The 15,207-nt window shown below is 60.2% G+C and carries 18 protein-coding genes and 1 pseudogene; 8 read left to right on the top strand and 11 right to left on the bottom strand.

The features are described 5' to 3' along the window. The first annotated feature begins 245 nt into the window (after positions 1-245). Positions 246-941, top strand: coding sequence for a response regulator transcription factor (locus ACS5Q1_RS23645; RefSeq protein ID WP_473100464.1), 696 nt, complete (start codon positions 246-248; stop codon positions 939-941). Positions 942-1,243: 302 nt separating this feature from the next. Here ACS5Q1_RS23645 and ACS5Q1_RS23640 read toward each other — a convergent pair whose 3' ends face one another. Next, positions 1,244-1,861 carry an ankyrin repeat domain-containing protein gene (locus tag ACS5Q1_RS23640; RefSeq protein WP_473100463.1) on the bottom strand — a complete coding sequence of 206 codons (618 nt, stop codon included), beginning with the start codon at positions 1,859-1,861 and terminating at the stop codon, positions 1,244-1,246. A 439-nt stretch (positions 1,862-2,300) separates the two neighbouring features. Here ACS5Q1_RS23640 and ACS5Q1_RS23635 point away from each other — a divergent pair, with 439 nt between their 5' ends. Together ACS5Q1_RS23635 and ACS5Q1_RS23630 are read left to right on the top strand one after the other, a co-directional pair. Further along, positions 2,301-3,152, top strand: coding sequence for a type IV toxin-antitoxin system AbiEi family antitoxin domain-containing protein (locus ACS5Q1_RS23635; RefSeq protein ID WP_473100462.1), 852 nt, complete (start codon positions 2,301-2,303; stop codon positions 3,150-3,152). Continuing rightward, positions 3,139-4,086: a nucleotidyl transferase AbiEii/AbiGii toxin family protein gene (locus tag ACS5Q1_RS23630; protein ID WP_473100461.1), complete on the top strand. Its 948-nt coding sequence runs from the start codon at positions 3,139-3,141 to the stop codon at positions 4,084-4,086. Before ACS5Q1_RS23635 ends, ACS5Q1_RS23630 begins: the two co-directional genes overlap by 14 nt. An 812-nt stretch (positions 4,087-4,898) precedes the next feature. Here ACS5Q1_RS23630 and ACS5Q1_RS23625 read toward each other — a convergent pair. The 4 genes and pseudogenes from ACS5Q1_RS23625 to ACS5Q1_RS23610 all read right to left on the bottom strand — a co-directional run. Continuing rightward, a pseudogene (locus ACS5Q1_RS23625) lies at positions 4,899-5,176 on the bottom strand (transposase); the annotation flags it as partial. Positions 5,177-6,030: 854 nt separating this feature from the next. After that, on the bottom strand, positions 6,031-8,070 hold the full coding sequence (locus ACS5Q1_RS23620) for a relaxase/mobilization nuclease domain-containing protein (protein WP_473100460.1): 2,040 nt from the start codon (positions 8,068-8,070) through the stop codon (positions 6,031-6,033). A gap of 1 nt (position 8,071) precedes the next feature. After that, positions 8,072-8,425: a plasmid mobilization protein gene (locus ACS5Q1_RS23615; RefSeq protein WP_473100459.1), complete on the bottom strand. Its 354-nt coding sequence runs from the start codon at positions 8,423-8,425 to the stop codon at positions 8,072-8,074. Positions 8,426-8,632: 207 nt separating this feature from the next. Further along, complete coding sequence (locus tag ACS5Q1_RS23610) at positions 8,633-8,836, bottom strand: hypothetical protein (protein WP_473100458.1); 204 nt, start codon at positions 8,834-8,836, stop codon at positions 8,633-8,635. 63 nt (positions 8,837-8,899) lie between these two features. Here ACS5Q1_RS23610 and ACS5Q1_RS23605 point away from each other — a divergent pair, with 63 nt between their 5' ends. From ACS5Q1_RS23605 to ACS5Q1_RS23590, 4 genes are read left to right on the top strand one after another with little or no spacing between them, the layout of a single operon-like run. Beyond that, positions 8,900-9,343 carry a hypothetical protein gene (locus ACS5Q1_RS23605; protein ID WP_473100457.1) on the top strand — a complete coding sequence of 148 codons (444 nt, stop codon included), beginning with the start codon at positions 8,900-8,902 and terminating at the stop codon, positions 9,341-9,343. After that, the gene (locus tag ACS5Q1_RS23600; RefSeq protein WP_473100456.1) at positions 9,343-10,068 is read left to right on the top strand and encodes a P-loop NTPase family protein; all 726 of its coding nucleotides are present in this window, start codon (positions 9,343-9,345) and stop codon (positions 10,066-10,068) included. The genes ACS5Q1_RS23605 and ACS5Q1_RS23600 overlap by 1 nt, the downstream gene beginning before the upstream one ends. A 26-nt stretch (positions 10,069-10,094) precedes the next feature. Continuing rightward, positions 10,095-10,709 (top strand): hypothetical protein, encoded by a 615-nt coding sequence (locus tag ACS5Q1_RS23595; protein WP_473100455.1) that lies wholly within the window; start codon positions 10,095-10,097, stop codon positions 10,707-10,709. Positions 10,710-10,741: 32 nt separating this feature from the next. After that, positions 10,742-11,035, top strand: coding sequence for a hypothetical protein (locus ACS5Q1_RS23590; protein WP_473100454.1), 294 nt, complete (start codon positions 10,742-10,744; stop codon positions 11,033-11,035). A gap of 151 nt (positions 11,036-11,186) precedes the next feature. On the opposite strand, the gene xseB is transcribed toward ACS5Q1_RS23590, so the two are convergent. The 6 genes from xseB to ACS5Q1_RS23560 all read right to left on the bottom strand — a co-directional run bounded on the left by xseB (position 11,187) and on the right by ACS5Q1_RS23560 (position 14,772). Further along, positions 11,187-11,429 (bottom strand): exodeoxyribonuclease VII small subunit, encoded by a 243-nt coding sequence (gene xseB / locus ACS5Q1_RS23585; protein ID WP_473100453.1) that lies wholly within the window; start codon positions 11,427-11,429, stop codon positions 11,187-11,189. Between the two features lie 31 nt (positions 11,430-11,460). After that, a complete protein-coding gene (locus tag ACS5Q1_RS23580) occupies positions 11,461-13,020 on the bottom strand; it encodes an exodeoxyribonuclease VII large subunit (protein ID WP_473100452.1) in 1,560 nt (519 codons plus the stop codon). 99 nt (positions 13,021-13,119) lie between these two features. Beyond that, positions 13,120-13,380 carry a hypothetical protein gene (locus tag ACS5Q1_RS23575; protein WP_473100451.1) on the bottom strand — a complete coding sequence of 87 codons (261 nt, stop codon included), beginning with the start codon at positions 13,378-13,380 and terminating at the stop codon, positions 13,120-13,122. Between the two features lie 299 nt (positions 13,381-13,679). After that, positions 13,680-14,252 (bottom strand): transposase, encoded by a 573-nt coding sequence (locus ACS5Q1_RS23570; protein WP_473100450.1) that lies wholly within the window; start codon positions 14,250-14,252, stop codon positions 13,680-13,682. A 2-nt stretch (positions 14,253-14,254) separates the two neighbouring features. Beyond that, complete coding sequence (locus ACS5Q1_RS23565) at positions 14,255-14,422, bottom strand: winged helix-turn-helix domain-containing protein (RefSeq protein ID WP_473100449.1); 168 nt, start codon at positions 14,420-14,422, stop codon at positions 14,255-14,257. Between the two features lie 71 nt (positions 14,423-14,493). After that, on the bottom strand, positions 14,494-14,772 hold the full coding sequence (locus ACS5Q1_RS23560; protein WP_473100448.1) for a helix-turn-helix domain-containing protein: 279 nt from the start codon (positions 14,770-14,772) through the stop codon (positions 14,494-14,496). Between the two features lie 61 nt (positions 14,773-14,833). On the opposite strand from ACS5Q1_RS23560, the gene ACS5Q1_RS23555 reads away from it, so the two are divergent. After that, positions 14,834-15,193 (top strand): hypothetical protein, encoded by a 360-nt coding sequence (locus ACS5Q1_RS23555; RefSeq protein WP_473100447.1) that lies wholly within the window; start codon positions 14,834-14,836, stop codon positions 15,191-15,193. The last annotated feature ends 14 nt before the right edge of the window (positions 15,194-15,207 follow it).

The raw sequence follows: 15,207 nt of genomic DNA, 5'->3' as shown, positions 1-15,207 counted from the left end.
TGATGAGTTCTCTGGACCCGAGACTGCCGGGGCTGTGCAACCCTGACCTGCTCCGCCCCGGCAGTCTCTGACCGACCACAGACCAATGACCCATCACCCGTCGCACTTCGGCTTGATTCCACAGGCTAAGTCTCTTGCCTCTTGGGACAGGATCGCCGCCGTGAAAGCGTCAACGGGCCACCGGCGTTAACTCCTCGTTGAGCATACTTCCCTCACATTAGCTGAGGTCCCTTGGAGGTGGTGAGATGCGGATGTTGCTGATTGAGGATGACATCTCTGTCACTCAGAGCATTGGGCTCATGCTCCAGCGCCTCAATGTCCAGATCTCCGTGGCCGATCGGGGCGAGCACGGCATCGATCTCGGCCGGCTCCCCGACTACGACATCATCCTGCTCGATCTCAACCTCCCGGACATGTCAGGCTATGATGTCCTGCGCCAGCTGCGGCTGGCCAAGGTGATCACGCCCGTCTTGATCCTCTCAGGCTTGGACGGTATCCAGAACAAGGTCAGAGGCCTCGGTTATGGCGCCGATGATTACCTCACCAAGCCGTTTCACAAGGACGAACTCATCGCCCGCATGCAGGCCATCAGCCGCCGCTCGTCTGATCAGACCGAGGCCGTCCTTCAATGCGGCGATCTGACGATCAAACCTCGGGCTCAACAGGCTGAGATCGCAGGACGCCCGGTGAACCTGACTGGCACGGAGTACAAGATCCTGGCGTTTCTGGCTCAACGACAGGGGAACACGCTGACCAAAGAGATGCTCCTCAATCATCTGTATAGCGGGATGGATGAACCGGAGATCAAGATCATCGACGTGTTCATCTGCAAGCTGCGCAAGAAGCTCGCGGAGGCCTCAGGCGGCAGGAACTACATCGAGACGGTCTGGGGCCGCGGCTACATGCTGCGGGAGCCGCAGCTTGTCAAGTTGGCAAGCTAAGTCTCAGGGCTAGGATTGCATCCCACATTCTCTGCCCCGCGTTCTATCAGCAGATTGCAGGTTTTCTGATTTCTATTGCCCTTGTGGAGCCAGTCCCTGCACCACCGGCGGTCATCAATGCGAGTGTGGCAAAAGCGGTCCTCATGGGATTCTCCATTGACGCGCGGGACATGTGTCCCGTTCACGCGTTCCCGTGGGATGGAGCTGCTTTCGAAAGGTTCCCGAACTCTAGCGCCGCTGCACCTGGCGCAGGATCGATGCGATGGTGCGATAGTTGCGCGACTTGGCATGCTGGAGGAATTTCACGCCGTTCGGGTCCGGGATCCCAGGATTGGCGCCGGCCTCGACGAGGGCACGCACGGTTTCCGTGTGGCGGGGCCGCCGTCGCCCAGGATCACCGCCTCAATCAAGGCGGTCCAACCGAGATTGTTGATATGATCGAGCGGTGCGCCGGCCCGGGCGAGCTCGCGGACAACACCGTCGTGGCCGAGATGAGCGGCGGCGATCAGTGCCGTGCCATCATAGATGCTGGTGATCAGCTTCGCGCTGGCGCCGACGGCGAGCAGCGCCTTCAGCGTCGGCAGGTCATCCCTCACCGCAACGATGGTCACGGCGTCATAACGCTGATTGTCGAGAAGGGCAGAATCTGCCCCAGCCGTGATCAACGCCTGGGCCGCTGACCCATGTCCCTGGAAGGCAGCTACATGCAGCGGCGTGCGGCCGTTGCTGTCGCGGGTGTTGGGGTCGGCGCCCATTTCGGCCAGGCGCCGGATGTCATCAGCAGAGCCTTGGGCCGCAGCCGCGTGCAGGCCGCGGTAGGCCGCGAGCTCGGCCCGTGTGGGCGGCGTCTGCGCGGAGGCTGCGCCTCCGGACAGGGCCAGGATCCCGAACAATCCAATCAGCGCAAGGGGGTTGGCCATGCTTCGTCTCCATGCGGCGCACTGGCGGTTACTTCAGTTTCGCCTGTACCTCAGCGATGCTGGCGGTCGCACACTCTTCGTCGAGGTGTCCGCCTGGAGCGCCGCCGACGCTCACGGCCCCGATCATCTCATCGCCGGCCTCAACCGATACGCCGCCAAGCAGCAGATTGTCCCCTCGGCGGGGACAAATCATAGCATCGTGCGAGGGACAGACTTCTTGTCAAAAACTGTCTTTTGTAAGATGCTATATCGTTAAAGTAACTCCCTTCGAGGCGTGACAATGGTCGTTCCCAGACTGGTTCACTAACGCCTCTCCTCTCCCAAGGCTTGGCAATGATCATCCTGGTTTAAAAACCGGCCAATTACCTTAGCCTGGCTTAAGGAACTGGCACAAATGCAAACTTGCGGGCTGGTTTGAATTCATGCTATTTTGCTAAGCATGGCTGAGCAGAATCAAGGGAAATTAAACCGGCTGGACAAAACCTTGCCTGAGGGGCTGCTGGTCGACGCCGCCTGGATGGAACGCCAGGGCTATTCCAGCAGCCTTCGCAGCCAGTATGTTTCGGCCGGCTGGCTCGAGCAGCCTGCTCGGGGTACCTATAAGCGGCCTTGGGGAAGCCTATCCTGGCAGCAGGTTGTCATATCGCTGCAGGTCCTTCTGCAACAGCCACTCATCGTCGGCGGCCGCACCGCACTCGATCTGCAGGGGTTCAGCCACTATGTTTCCGTCGAGGGTCCGCAGACGATTCACCTATACGGGCGCGAACCGCCGCCTGGATGGCTGAGCAAGCTTCCCCTGAAAGAGACCTTCCGGTTCCACAAGTCACAGACTCTGTTCAAGTCTGACCCGGTGACGAAAGGGCTTACCAGCTTGGACTGGAATGTCGAAACCAACGTCGGTTCCAGCAATGACAGCCTGCATGGCACCCTGAACCGATTACCTTGGGGGCACTGGAATTGGCCTTTAACAGTATCCACACCAGAACGGGCCTTGTTCGAACTCCTGGACGAGTTGCCCAATCATGAGAGCTTCCATCAGGTCGACATGTTGGTAGAGGGCCTGCACACCTTGAGCCCCCGGCGCCTTGAAAAGCTGCTTGCTGACTGCCGCAGCATCAAAGTGAAACGGCTGTTCTTTTTCTTTGCCGATCGCCATCAGCATGCCTGGGTGAAGCGGCTTGATCGCTCGAAGGTCGATCTCGGAACCGGCAAGCGCATGCTCGTCAAGGGCGGCAGGCTCGATCCCGTTTACCAAATAACCGTACCGGACGATCTCTATGCCCCCCGCTGAACAGTATCGCCGTCAGGTCGCCCTGCTGGTCTCGATCATTCCCTTTGTGGCGGAGGAGGGCTGTTTTGCCTTGAAGGGCGGGACCGCAATCAATCTCTTTGTTCGCGACCTGCCGCGGCTCTCCGTCGATATCGATCTGACCTATTTGCCGGTGGCGGGCAGGCAGGAGTCTCTGGCGGCAATCAACGCCGCCATGAAGCGGATCGCCGATCGCATCAGACAGAACCTGCCGGGTGGCCACGTCAACGAAGCGGTCAATGCCCGTGAAGGCAGCGTGACCAAGCTGACCGTGCAGGCGGCCGGCGCACAGATCAAGGTTGAGGTCACACCCGTCCTGCGGGGGTGCGTCTACGAGCCTGAGACGAGGGGAGTATCGCCAAACGTCGAGGACGGGTTCGGGTATGCCGAAATCCAGGTCGTGTCGTTCGCCGATCTCTATGCTGGCAAGCTTGTGGCCGCATTCGACCGTCAGCACCCGCGCGATCTGTTCGATGTTCGCGACCTGCTGGCGAACGAGGGCGTCACGGAGGAACTGCGTACCGCCTTCGTGGTCTATCTGCTGAGCCATGACCGACCGATGGCAGAGGTATTAGCACCGCCACGGAAGGATATCTCTCATGAATTTACTCATGGTTTCGATAGCATGACAGTGACCCCTGTAACCATTGAAGAATTGATTGAGGTACGAGAGACGATGATTGAAACCGTCGTTGGCGGCATGCCTGACGCCCACCGTCGCTTCCTTCTCTCGTTTGAGCGAGGCAAACCTGAATGGGAGTTACTTGGGGTGGACGGCGTCAATGATCTTCCTGCCGTCAAATGGCGTCAGCATAATCTGGACAAGCTGAGTGTAGAGAAGCGTGGCGCGCTTGTGACAAAGCTTGAACAGGTGTTGACCTTAGAGTCGGGCAGTACTTCTGCCGGCCAGATCTAAGAACTGGCCTGATATCGAAAGAAGCATGGGAGGTTTGAGCGCCCTTCCCAACTACCTTTCACGTGATGTTCGCAGTTGAGGTCTAGTTTTAGATATCGCCCGATACCACTCATTGGCATAGCCAAAGAGCCATTCTCATCACATCATCCTGCGAGCGGCGGATTTCCCCCATCGGATGGGTGACGCGCCTTGGCCTTTGGATTGGAATTCGTTGAGTGAGATGCTAAGTGAGGACCCTCGGTAATCATTTCGCCACATCCTGGACCACTCTGTTACAGCTGATGAAAACTCCTAGGCCAACCTCGTCTAAAACCCCCACGTTTCCTATCTACTGGCTCTCGTCCATCGGCCTTCTCGTACTTGTCAGCCTGGTTGCAGTACCGGACGCCGTGATGTGCGATGGCGATACCTCGTGCATTGAGTACAAGCAGGGTGGTTTGCTGGACGGCACCGTTCGCAAGATGGCCCCGGCCGAGGCGCTGCAGTTCTGGCAGGAAGTGGACCGAGTGCTGCCAGTGGTGCGGGGGGCACCTGCTTCTCACCTTGATGACGCTAATACGCGCTGTCCGCCTCTTGAACTCAAGATTTTGACCCTTAGGATTCGTACTCTTTCCCCTTCCCCGCTGTGCCTCTGGATGGCGTGATCGGATCCGATCTTTGTCTTTGTCCGCCCGAGGCTTGTTGGGCACGCTCGCGCCAGCTTGACCTCTCGGAAAGAGCGCCCTCTGATCCGCGAGATAATGGAGCACGGCCCAGGCCGCCGCTGCCAGGTGGCGCCCAGCACTCGCCGGATGGCGGCCTTGAGGCCATCAGGCTTCCTGGATCACCGAGACAAGCGCCTTCTCGACAGTACGCCGCAACTCGAGGAAGCTGGGGAAATACCTGCCACCGTAGCTTGGGATCTTGAGATGCACGATGCCCAGGCGCGTGCCGAGGTCCGGTCGCGGGAGCCTTGGCGGTAGGTTGCCCGCTCGCCGCTGCGCTCGTAAAGCGCGGCGCCGGTCATGCCCTCTGCATCGGATTCCATCAGGATCTGCAGTACGTTTTCCGCGACGCTACGCAGAAAGTCGCCTTCGTCGGCCTTCGCCATCAACTCGGCCAATGGTATCTTGTCGCCGCTCATCGAGGTTCTGCAGCTGGGGTCAAGTCGGGCAACTCCACCATAGCCGATCCTCCAAACGACCGCCTCATCCGGCCACCGGCTGGTCAGCAAATCTCCATCAACAGCGTGAACGTTATCGGTCATCGTGCAGCACCCCATCAGGATCAACGGCATACACCCGCATATCGAGTTCGATCCTGGGCTCGCTGGTTGCGCGCAGAAATGCCTCCCGGTGGGGGTTTCGTTTCGGCAGTCGCCATGCCGAGTGTCCGGCCTGCATAGAACACACCAAAGCTTCCATCGGTAAAAAACGGTGGCTTAGGGCGAGCAGGTGTGTAAATGCCGCCATAATCGCACCGGTGCCGGGCCGCTAAGGACCGCCGGTTTGAGTGCCCAAACTGGGTCACACGTGAGACAATTCACACATTCGACTACAGCCCGCAGGCCGAGGTGCCAGCGACGAACCCGGCGTGCTCGCAAGTCACTTGGTCTCAGCATCCCGGCCGAAAATTAATCCCGCTGCGTCTGCCGGTGATTGATGCGAGAGCAAGCTTCGGCCATGAGGAGGCTGATCGGAGGGAGGGCGTTCCAACAGGACTTCGATTCGCCCAATCTGACTTCACTGGTAGAACGCCGGAGCCTCTATACGATCCTGTCCCTCAATCCGGACCGGAACGCCACCGGGGTGATCGGCACTATGAATCCTGCGGGCCTCGGCCCGACAATTGGCCATCTTCGACCGTCGCGCACAGTGGCTCGCTATCCTTGCACAAGCGCCAACTCGGCTTGAACCTGCCGGCATCCTGCAAGCCGCCCCCTTCAAACCTCGCGCGCCGGCATGATCAGGACTCGTAGTCTTTGCCCACCCGCTCTGTCTTGCCGGAATGCTGTTGTTTGCTTGAGCCCTTCCTTCTTCGATCACTCATGTTTTCAGGTCCGGATCGCGCCGGCTCCGATAATGTGGATTGTTCAGCCGCCCCTGGAGTGCTTGCTGGCGTGTCACCAGGAGCAGAGGTGGTCAGGCCTTCGCTGGCCGATTCCTCTGGGCGCGGAACACCTACTCCCACAGCGTCACGTCTGGTGTCCATACTGTCTATCCAGGAATACTGCCGGGCCGCGACGACATCGTTTGCAGCCCGTTCGAGCAGCCATGCCTTGTAGGGGAGCGGTTCCGTTCGCGGGCGATCCTTTTTCCATTCGGAACGGGTCATGGCCCATCGTTCCGCCTGACGCACCTTCAGCCGGTCCCGCCTGATCCGAAACCGCAGTTTCAGCCCCTCCAACCAGAGCCGGCGCAGGCGACCGGGCTGCAGGTAGCTGATAATCAGCGCCCTCTTCACCTGCTCGCTCCGCCGCAGCCTGCCGTTTTCGTGTTGGCGGATCGCCTGCTCTTGGCTCCAGATCCTTTGCCACGCCTCGTCCTCGGTCGCCCTACTCGCGCGACGCTGCTCCGCTCGGTAGACGCCGTATGCTCTCTTCAGCGTGCTATGGTCGTTGATGTCCGGATCCGGAAACCGTTTCCACGCTGCTTCGGTCTCGGCCTGGGCGCGCGTAAGGCCGCGTCTCTGCTCCCCCTTCGGGCGGTCATTCGGTTTCGTCGCGATCGACCCGGCATGATCCCAACTCTGGAGGCTCGCCTGACGCCTTCCTCGCTTTGATCGCGCGGTTCTGGCGCGCAGCGCTGCCAGAATGTGCTCTGTCGCTTGCCAAGCGGATCGCAGGCTGATGATCCTGTGACCCGCATCTGGCCGCAAAATGGCCGTAGCCGCTTCAGCACGAGTTTGCACAACCGCCGCTGGATCAGCCCCAGGCTTCCACCCCTCCGGCCTGTTGCCCATCACATCTCTCGGCCCGGGTCTCGGCGCGCTAGCCTCAAGCGCGAGGGTCGAGCCCAGCGCCTTTGCCCTGCGTTGGCGGGCCGCCTCCCGACCCTGACTTGGTGTCCGCACAACCGCTCCACGCCCCGGGATCCCCGCCTTGGCCGTCAGAGCAGCCCGCGCCCTGCCCTCAGCATGATCGGGATAATCCCCCCATCGCGACGCCAGCGCACTGTAGCGGAAATCGGAACCGACCGCAGAGGCCTTGCATCCCGGTGCATCGTCATCGTGACCTTCCGCAAAAGCGAGCCCATGAAACGCTCGCCCGTTCTTCGTCGATATTCGCACCGTATGCTTGATGACGATGTTATGCTGGGCAAGGTCGACAGCGAATTCCTGCCAACTTTCTGCCTCTTTGGCCGCTTTGACGATCGCAGGCCTGGCTACTTCATACCACGGCAATCCGCCGCTGATCTCAAGCCGCACTCGATCCCGCTCGTTGAGCCGCGAGCGGATGGCTGGCGAACAAGCATCGCCAGAGGAGCGCCCCTCCACTTGCCGCTCACGCTGTGCTTCAACCATTGCCCGGTTATGCTTTCCCGGCACGATGGCAACGCCTCGCCGCTGAGCGATCTCAGCCATACATCGTTCGGAGTGGACCTTGTACCACGACATCAGTGCCGCCCGTCCATCAGGACCGACCCGATTTGCCACAACGTGAACATGGCGATTGTCGGTATCGTCATGGACCATGGCCATGTACTGGTGCCCGCCAAGCTGGATCGAGGCGAGCATCTTTTGAACATCAGCTTCGATCATCTCGTTTGTCGCCGGCTCATCCTGAACGTACGAAATAATCCAGTGAACGACCGGATCGACAGCTCGGCTCAGGTCAGCCTGAGCATCCATTTCCAGGGCGGCGGTTTCCAGGGATACCACGCCACGCGAGAACGAATGGCTCGGGCGATCACGCTCCTCGCCCTCAATATAAGCCTGACAGGCAGCAAAAGAGCCGACCCGACCTTTGAGCCCCAGCGGGGGCGGGATCGCCTTGCAGATAGGCATTTTAATCCCGGAGCCTCTTTAGAATGGCGACAATGGTACCCACGGCCTCCTGAGCCTCTTGTGCAAGGACAACCTGTCCGCCGTCGTCGGCTTGCTGTCGCAAGGCCAGCAGATCGAGACCGAGAGCGGATAAGGTGCGGACAGCCTCGCCCATCTCCGGCGCGAGCCGACGCTGACGGCCGACCTGATTCAGCGAGTGCCCGTCGTCCGTCATGAGCCGCGACCGGCAATAGTCGGATACAGTCATTCCTGCCGCATCAGCCTGCTGCGCCAGCATCGCCATCTCCATCGTGGTTAATCGCACCCGTAGAATCTCATCTCGCCGATCGCGTTCACCTTTCTGCGGACGAGGCATCTCAAACCTGCAGATGCGATGATGACCTGGGTACGCCATCAGGTGTCAAGATGACTACAATGGCAGGGCTCGTGCAGCGGCATTTCACCTCCGCATAGGTGGCATTGGCGCGATTCATAAAATGGTGTCCCTTCAAAAGGAGATGCCGGATCGAGGGTTGATAGCAGCTGACGTCGATACCCGCACTTGGTTTTTTGTAGTCACAACTCACCGCTGGCCCATTTCATAGGCTTTTGGGCTCGTCGCCCGCTTCGTGATCAAGCTGATTGCCGCCCGATAGCCGCGCGAATCGGGTCGATGCCAGAGCGAATCGGCAAAATTTCCATGCGAATCGGCAAATACCGCGATGTCGAATCGCCAAATTTGACAATGAAGAAGCACTTCCTTCATAGGCAAAATCGTGCGGCGCATCTGCCGCTCTGGCAACTCTTCCTGAACCAAAGTTGAGGTCCATCTGACTTGATAGGAGAACCAATGACCATTGAAGAACGCATCCGGCGGCTCGGCGAGTTGATCGAAGCCATGCCAATCCAGAAGAGCCCAACGCGAATGGCATTCGAGGCGAATTACGAGAAAATCGAGGGCGCCCTGGCGAATCGAAACTCATATGAAAGCATCTGCAGTTTCTTCGAGCAGCTAGAATTTGTCATCGCTCCGTCGACCCTACGTCAGTACGTGAGAGAAGAGCGCGCAAAAGGGAAAAAGGCCGCAGGCGCTGAGGTTACCGAGGAGACATCCGCATCCAAGGGCGATGAAAAAGGCAAAACGAAGCGCAAGAATAATGCCGGGGCCGCACCCAAAGCGGATAGGAAACCGCAAACCGGCGCTGAGGAAGCGCCAGCCGCCAGCACCCCTCCCGTTCAGCCCGCCTTGCCTGAAGTGCGCCAGCAGCCCGGCAAGATCCAGAAGGTGTTCTGATGCTGCTAATAGAGTCTACAGGTGAGAAGGGCGGCTGCGGCAAGAGCATTTTTGCGCAGATCCTCGCGTCATACTTCGGCATGAGGGAGTGGCGGTGGAGAGGCATCGACACCGACCCGGTTAACAAGCAACTTGAGACCCTCGGCGAAGAGCGAGTGACGGGTATAAACCTTCAAACGAGCGGCCACTGGATTGACGCAGAGGTCGAGAAATTCGGCAATCTCGTTGGCGAGGCGATGCAGTCCGGTGAGGTCGATGCGATTATCGTTGACCTCGGCGCGGCGCAACTTGGACTGGTCGACCGGGCATTGAGGGACATTGGTCTGGATAGCTGGATTGGTCGCGGTATCACACGGGTCTATGCATACTCAATCGTAGCATCCAATCAATCGCTGACGACCTTGGCGAACAACATGACCAATCTGGACGGTCGGCCCGATGAGCATTGGCTTGTCGTCCGCAATGGCAAGGACGGCGCGCTCGACTCCTACAACAACGGCTCGATCGTGCGCCCCCATCTGCTGAGCACCGGGGCCCACGAGATCGACGTGGAGGCCTTTCCGAACCCATCGATCTTCAAGCGATGGGCAGAGTCTGGTCAGCTGATTGGCGAGTTCGTTGCCAATAACCCCAGCTTTACCGCAGGCTCGATGATGACGACCTGGGCTAAGAGAATCTATGCGCAGCTCGATAGCTTTGGTCCGTTTCAGGGGGTGAATCCGTGAGCAGATCAGGAGATCATCGGACTCCGGTGACGCGGATCGATTATGTGGCGCGTGTGCTGGAAGGGCTGCAACCATCCGAGGCCGCCCAGTATCATGCAATGCTGTCGGAGGCAGCCTTGCGTCATGGGCTGCACTCGGACGTCGATCGGGACCATCCCGTCATTGGGGTGCTGGCGGAGATGACGCTTCACGGCACCAAGATGGCGAGTATTTTAGGGGAAATGAATGCGGTTGCTGCGCGGTGTGAAAACACCGTGCGGCAGAACAGGGAGATCCTGCGTGAGCTCGAAGCTCATGCGTTTCAGTTCCTAGATCGGATGAAGGCCGCTGAACAGAATGCTCTGGAGAAGATCCACGAGCCTTACAATGCCTTCAAGCAGAACGAGATCAAAGAGTTTCTTGAGGCGCAGCGGGTCCGGTCGGTGGAACTCGACAGAAGATTGACGACGATGAGGCGAACCATAGCCGAGGAACGGGCGAAAATGTATGAGGAAGTGCACGCCGCCGAGATGAAAGCCAAGCAGCGGGAGATAGCCGCGCATAAGCGCGAGGCGCTGGCCAGTCACATAATCATGAAGCCAGTAGGATGGGTGTTTGTTGGGGTTCTCATTACCTCGCTGCTGTGGAAGATCGTCGGATGAGAGAGGACATTGTGAGTGCTGACGATGATGGTATGATGGATACCAGATCTACTGACGCAGCCAATCCCAAGCTCACCTCGTCAGGGTTGTTGCACCTGACCGCAAAGATCGCCGCTGAGATCTATGTCGCTCGAGCGGGGGAACCCGTAGGTCCGCGTAATGCTCAACGAACCTATGAAATTCACGATGCTGTCAACGAGGCCGCGGCGCTTCTGACGGTGGCACTCACTCCATCCCTAGCCGCCGACAGCTATCGGATCGCGGCCGCTACCTACGGTGTGCCCTCGCTTCTGGATGCGGTTGCCGCGAACGAGACGGTGGACTAACCGCATGGGTGACGCCCAGGATTCGAGTGGCTGCCCATGAGAAAAGAGCGGGGGCGCGATGGCGCCCCTGCTCCAGAGAGTGACAAGGCGATGGTAGTCGTTTTGACGGGTGCTGCTGCCGCCTTTCGTGCGGTGAGAGATACCCCTCGGTTTAAAACAGGGCAGGCTCCGGCTGCCGACTGCGGGCGATCTCCGTGTCGAGTTCTGCCTGGATCTGCTCGATCCGGACTCGGCAATAGTCATAAGCCTTGGTGGCTCTGCGGAAATCCTCGAGCAAACCATCGATATCCTCCGGGCCGCCAGTGCGCAGGCGCTCGGCTGTCTCGCGCAGGATCTGATACTGGGTGGCGTAAGTCTGCGTCGACGCAGGTTCGTTAGTCTGGTTGCTATTCATGAGAGTGGGTCCTGTTGCTGTCGTGGCGGTGTCAGAAGAGATCCTCAGCGGTGGCGGCCACAGCGCCATCGGCAAGAATGAGGGTGAAGGTGGATGACCGGATGGCCGCTACGCTGGTCAGCATGCGGCGCTGCGGATCGAGGGCGATCGCAAATCCGCGCTCCAGCGTGCCCTGGACGCTGAGTGCCTTGGCTTCCCGGTGCAGGGCATCCAGTCGGTGCGATGCCTCAGAGCACGAGCGTCTCATGAGCTGCAGCACTTCACGGCGGAGGCTCTCGAGACTCTGCCGCTGGCGCGCCAGTAGAAGATGGCCCGCGCTACCGAGGGTGATGGCCTGAGTGCCCGTGTCATCCAGCGCAGCACAGCGTTTACGAAATTCAGTCAGAAGACGTTGGTGACGCTCGCCCAATTCCCGACGCTGCCGGCGTGGCAAGGCATCCGAGCCGTGCATCAGCTCATTGTAACACAGTTCGAGTTCACCCTGCAGGTGACTCAGCTCCAGCCGGATCATTGCCCGCCAGGTCTGCGCCACCTGATGGGCGCTTCGCGTCGTTACGCTCGCCTGAGCCACGACGGCTTGGACATCGCGGCAAAGGTCCTGCTGGATCTGCCCCAGCCTCTGAACCTGCTGGGGCAGATGTTGTTGGAGATTGTCCTGGATGTCCCAGTAATCGCGTCTGGCACGATCGGCCCGATCCCTGATCATCCGGATCACCAAGGCGGCGGCCTTGCTTGGAGTGTCCGCCGACCGCCACGCCACTTCGTCGAGGATCGAACGGTCGGTGGCGTGGCCAAGCCCCGTCACCATCGGAATCGGCAAGCGGCAAATCGCCCACGCCACGTCAGCATGGGACAACACCCGGAGACCGGCGGCGGCACCACCACCGCGCACCATCAGCACCAGATCGAGCCCGTCCCTCGCCGCGAGGTGTGCGACTTGGGCCAAAGCTGCGCATAAGGAGGCGCGGGCGCCAGCCCCCTCGAAGGTCGCAGGGATGGAGACAACCCTTAGCAGGCCATGGCGCGTCAGGCGCTCGAACTCCGGATGCACATCGGCCCAGCCATCGCTGCCTGCTGGGTGGATCACAGCGAGCCTCAGGATATCGGCGGGTGCCGCGAGCCTGGACTGGGCATCGAAGAGGCCCGCATCCTTGAGAGCCCGGCGCGTGGCTTCAAGCGCCTTGCGGAACTGGTCCTCGCTCAACGCCGGGCTGAGCCCGGTGACCTGCCCCTGCAGGTGATAATGAGGATGGAAGCTGATGGAAAGCTTCAGAAGTGCGCACGATCCCTCGAGAGTGGCAGGATCGAGCTCGAACCCGAACTCCTCCCGGATAGTCTCGAGGACTTTGCCCGACAGAAAGCATGTGAGTCGTGCACATCGCGCTGGATCGTCACAGTGTGTTTCAACGAGTTCGAGCTGGTGGCCAGCCTTGCCACGCCGGACTTTGAGGACCGTTGCCTCGATCCAGACCTCTCGAGGAAGCGCTTGGCGAATAGCCCGTCGGGTGCTGTCCAGGAGTTCCCGCAATGTCATCTGTAGGATAGGTGTTTCAGCAGTGGTGGGCAGCGACGGCTGTTCAAGAAAAAGCATTGGTATGTCGTTCGATTCAAAATGGATGACGTGGGTGAATTTGCTGCTGCTGGGTGCCGGAGACTCATCGATGGCCTCGCCAGTGTGGTGGTTCTGTGATTAATTCTTGAGGACGAGACCAGTAATTTGGGCTTGCAGGCCATAGCGGAGCTGAAACTGGCACGCGAGCGTCACGAATGCCCCATGGCCCTGCAGGCTTTGAGGGCCGAAACGGGCTCCGGATTCCGAGTTCCTGGCGGCGATAACCCTGTCCAACAGGAAGCAGAGCAGGCCGACCCGTCGTGACGGGTCCACCGTATCGCTCTCACCGAGGTCAACCCGATATCCCGCAGGCAGCCGATCGCATTCATGAGAACTCATGTGATGGTTCTTTCTCAAATGTCAGTTAGTATGAACTCGTCTGCTTGAGATTGCCGACGAGAATAGCTGGTGTTTTTACGCCTTGTTCTTCCTGGGATTTTTAGGTCCGATCCACTCGGATCTATTTTTCTATTCTGATGATGGAAAACCATTTGTCTTTCGGGAACTTGTCCAACTGTTCATTCCCTCAGATGATCTCCGAACTATCCTCATGCTGAGGAGCTTTCAGGGTGCTCGTTTGCAGAGTTCGCCCATGCTACTGGCCTCCCCTGCCCCTACCAAGACTGTATAGAGGCATACTAAGTAGGTCGCCAAAAGTTCTGCAACAGGATTCTGAGCCAGAAGTGTTTGGATGCCATGCCGGCCTTGCGACGCGCCTGTTGCGGCGTCAGCGTCAGAACCCAAGCCGCGGCGTCGGCGGCCAGAGCCTCGATGGAGGCGGTCTGTCGGTTGGCCGCTACCAGCCGCTTGAGCTCGCGCCAAAGCTGATCCATCGGGCTCAGTTCTGGCGCCTGCCGGGGCAACCACACGAACCGCATGCGCAGCCGAGCGGCCAGGGCTTGGGTTTGCGGGGCAGTGTGGGCGCTGGCCCGGTCGGTCAGCAGCCAGAGCCAGCCGGCACCGCGATACCGGCGCCGCAACGCGCGCAGGAACGCCTGGGCATCGGCCTGACCGGCGTGGCAGCGGACCAGCACCACCCGGCGAGCGGTCCGTAGGTCAATCGCCCCAAACAGCACCCGCTTGGCATTGCGGCCGGTGATCGGCACGACCGCCTGCTTGCCCTTGAGTGCCCAGGTCGCGCGCAGCGGCGGGAACAGCCGCAGCAGCGTCCAGTCGAGGCACAGCAGCCGATCCCCCCTGTGCCAACCCATCTTCAGACGTCGGGTGATCCCCCCTTTTTCTGCGCCAGATGAGCCGCGCGCGCGACATAGACATAGCGCGGGCGCTTCCAGCGATAGCCCGCCTCGTGCAGCCGGCGCCGCAGCGTCCGCGGGCTGACCGCGAGGCCCTTGGCGGCCAGGTCGTGCGCCAGCAGCGGCACCGTCCAGCTCGTGGCCTGATAGCCGCAGCGGCGGGGATCGCGCGCCAGGGCCGCCGCCAGCCGCTGCGGCGTCAGCCTCGGCTGACGGCGGGGCGCCCGCTGCGCGGCCGGTCGTGGAGCGCGCTGGCCTCATGCTCGGCCCGGTACTGCACCAGCCAGCGGTGCACGCTGGAGCGATTGACCCGGCAGCGGCGGGCCGCCTCGGCCACGGAATGCCCCTCGGCCACCAACAGCAGCGCCTCAAGGCGGCGATACACACGGGCCTCGCGGGCGCCGGCTAGCGCGGCAGCAAGCCGCTTGCGATCCGCCTCATCGAGCCATGTCTCGGGAGAGTGATCATGTCGTTGCATGCTCCCCAGGGAACACCCGCGGCTCTCGTGTTGCAAGTCTTATGGCGACCTACTTAGTCTGGTGGCTTTTGCTACCGAACGTCGAATCGATCGAGACGATTCGACGAGGCTGGCGCTCCACGACAACCGATTAGATCTCAATCGCGAACCACATGATCAAGCACGGATTCGACAGCGCTTTCATCCTACACAAGCTCGGCTACTTCTGGATCCAGAGCAGGGGGCGCCCGACCAGGATACGCTCGCCATCATCGCTCAGGTGCTGCCAATGGCCGGGTCAGCTGAACAAGCCTGGAGTTGGTACCAGACCCAGGCGCTTCCGAGCTTCGGCGACCTAACGGCTGAGGAACTCGTGAAACATGGAAAGCTCAATGCTGTGAAGAGATACTTGAGCCGTGTTGAAATCGGCGGCTTTGCCTGACACGGAGGATGTTC

The sequence above is a fragment of the Microvirga sp. GN3 genome (assembly GCF_055792825.1).
Note: the sequence above shows the minus strand (reverse complement) of the source record. Positions and strands in the feature narration are given on the sequence as shown.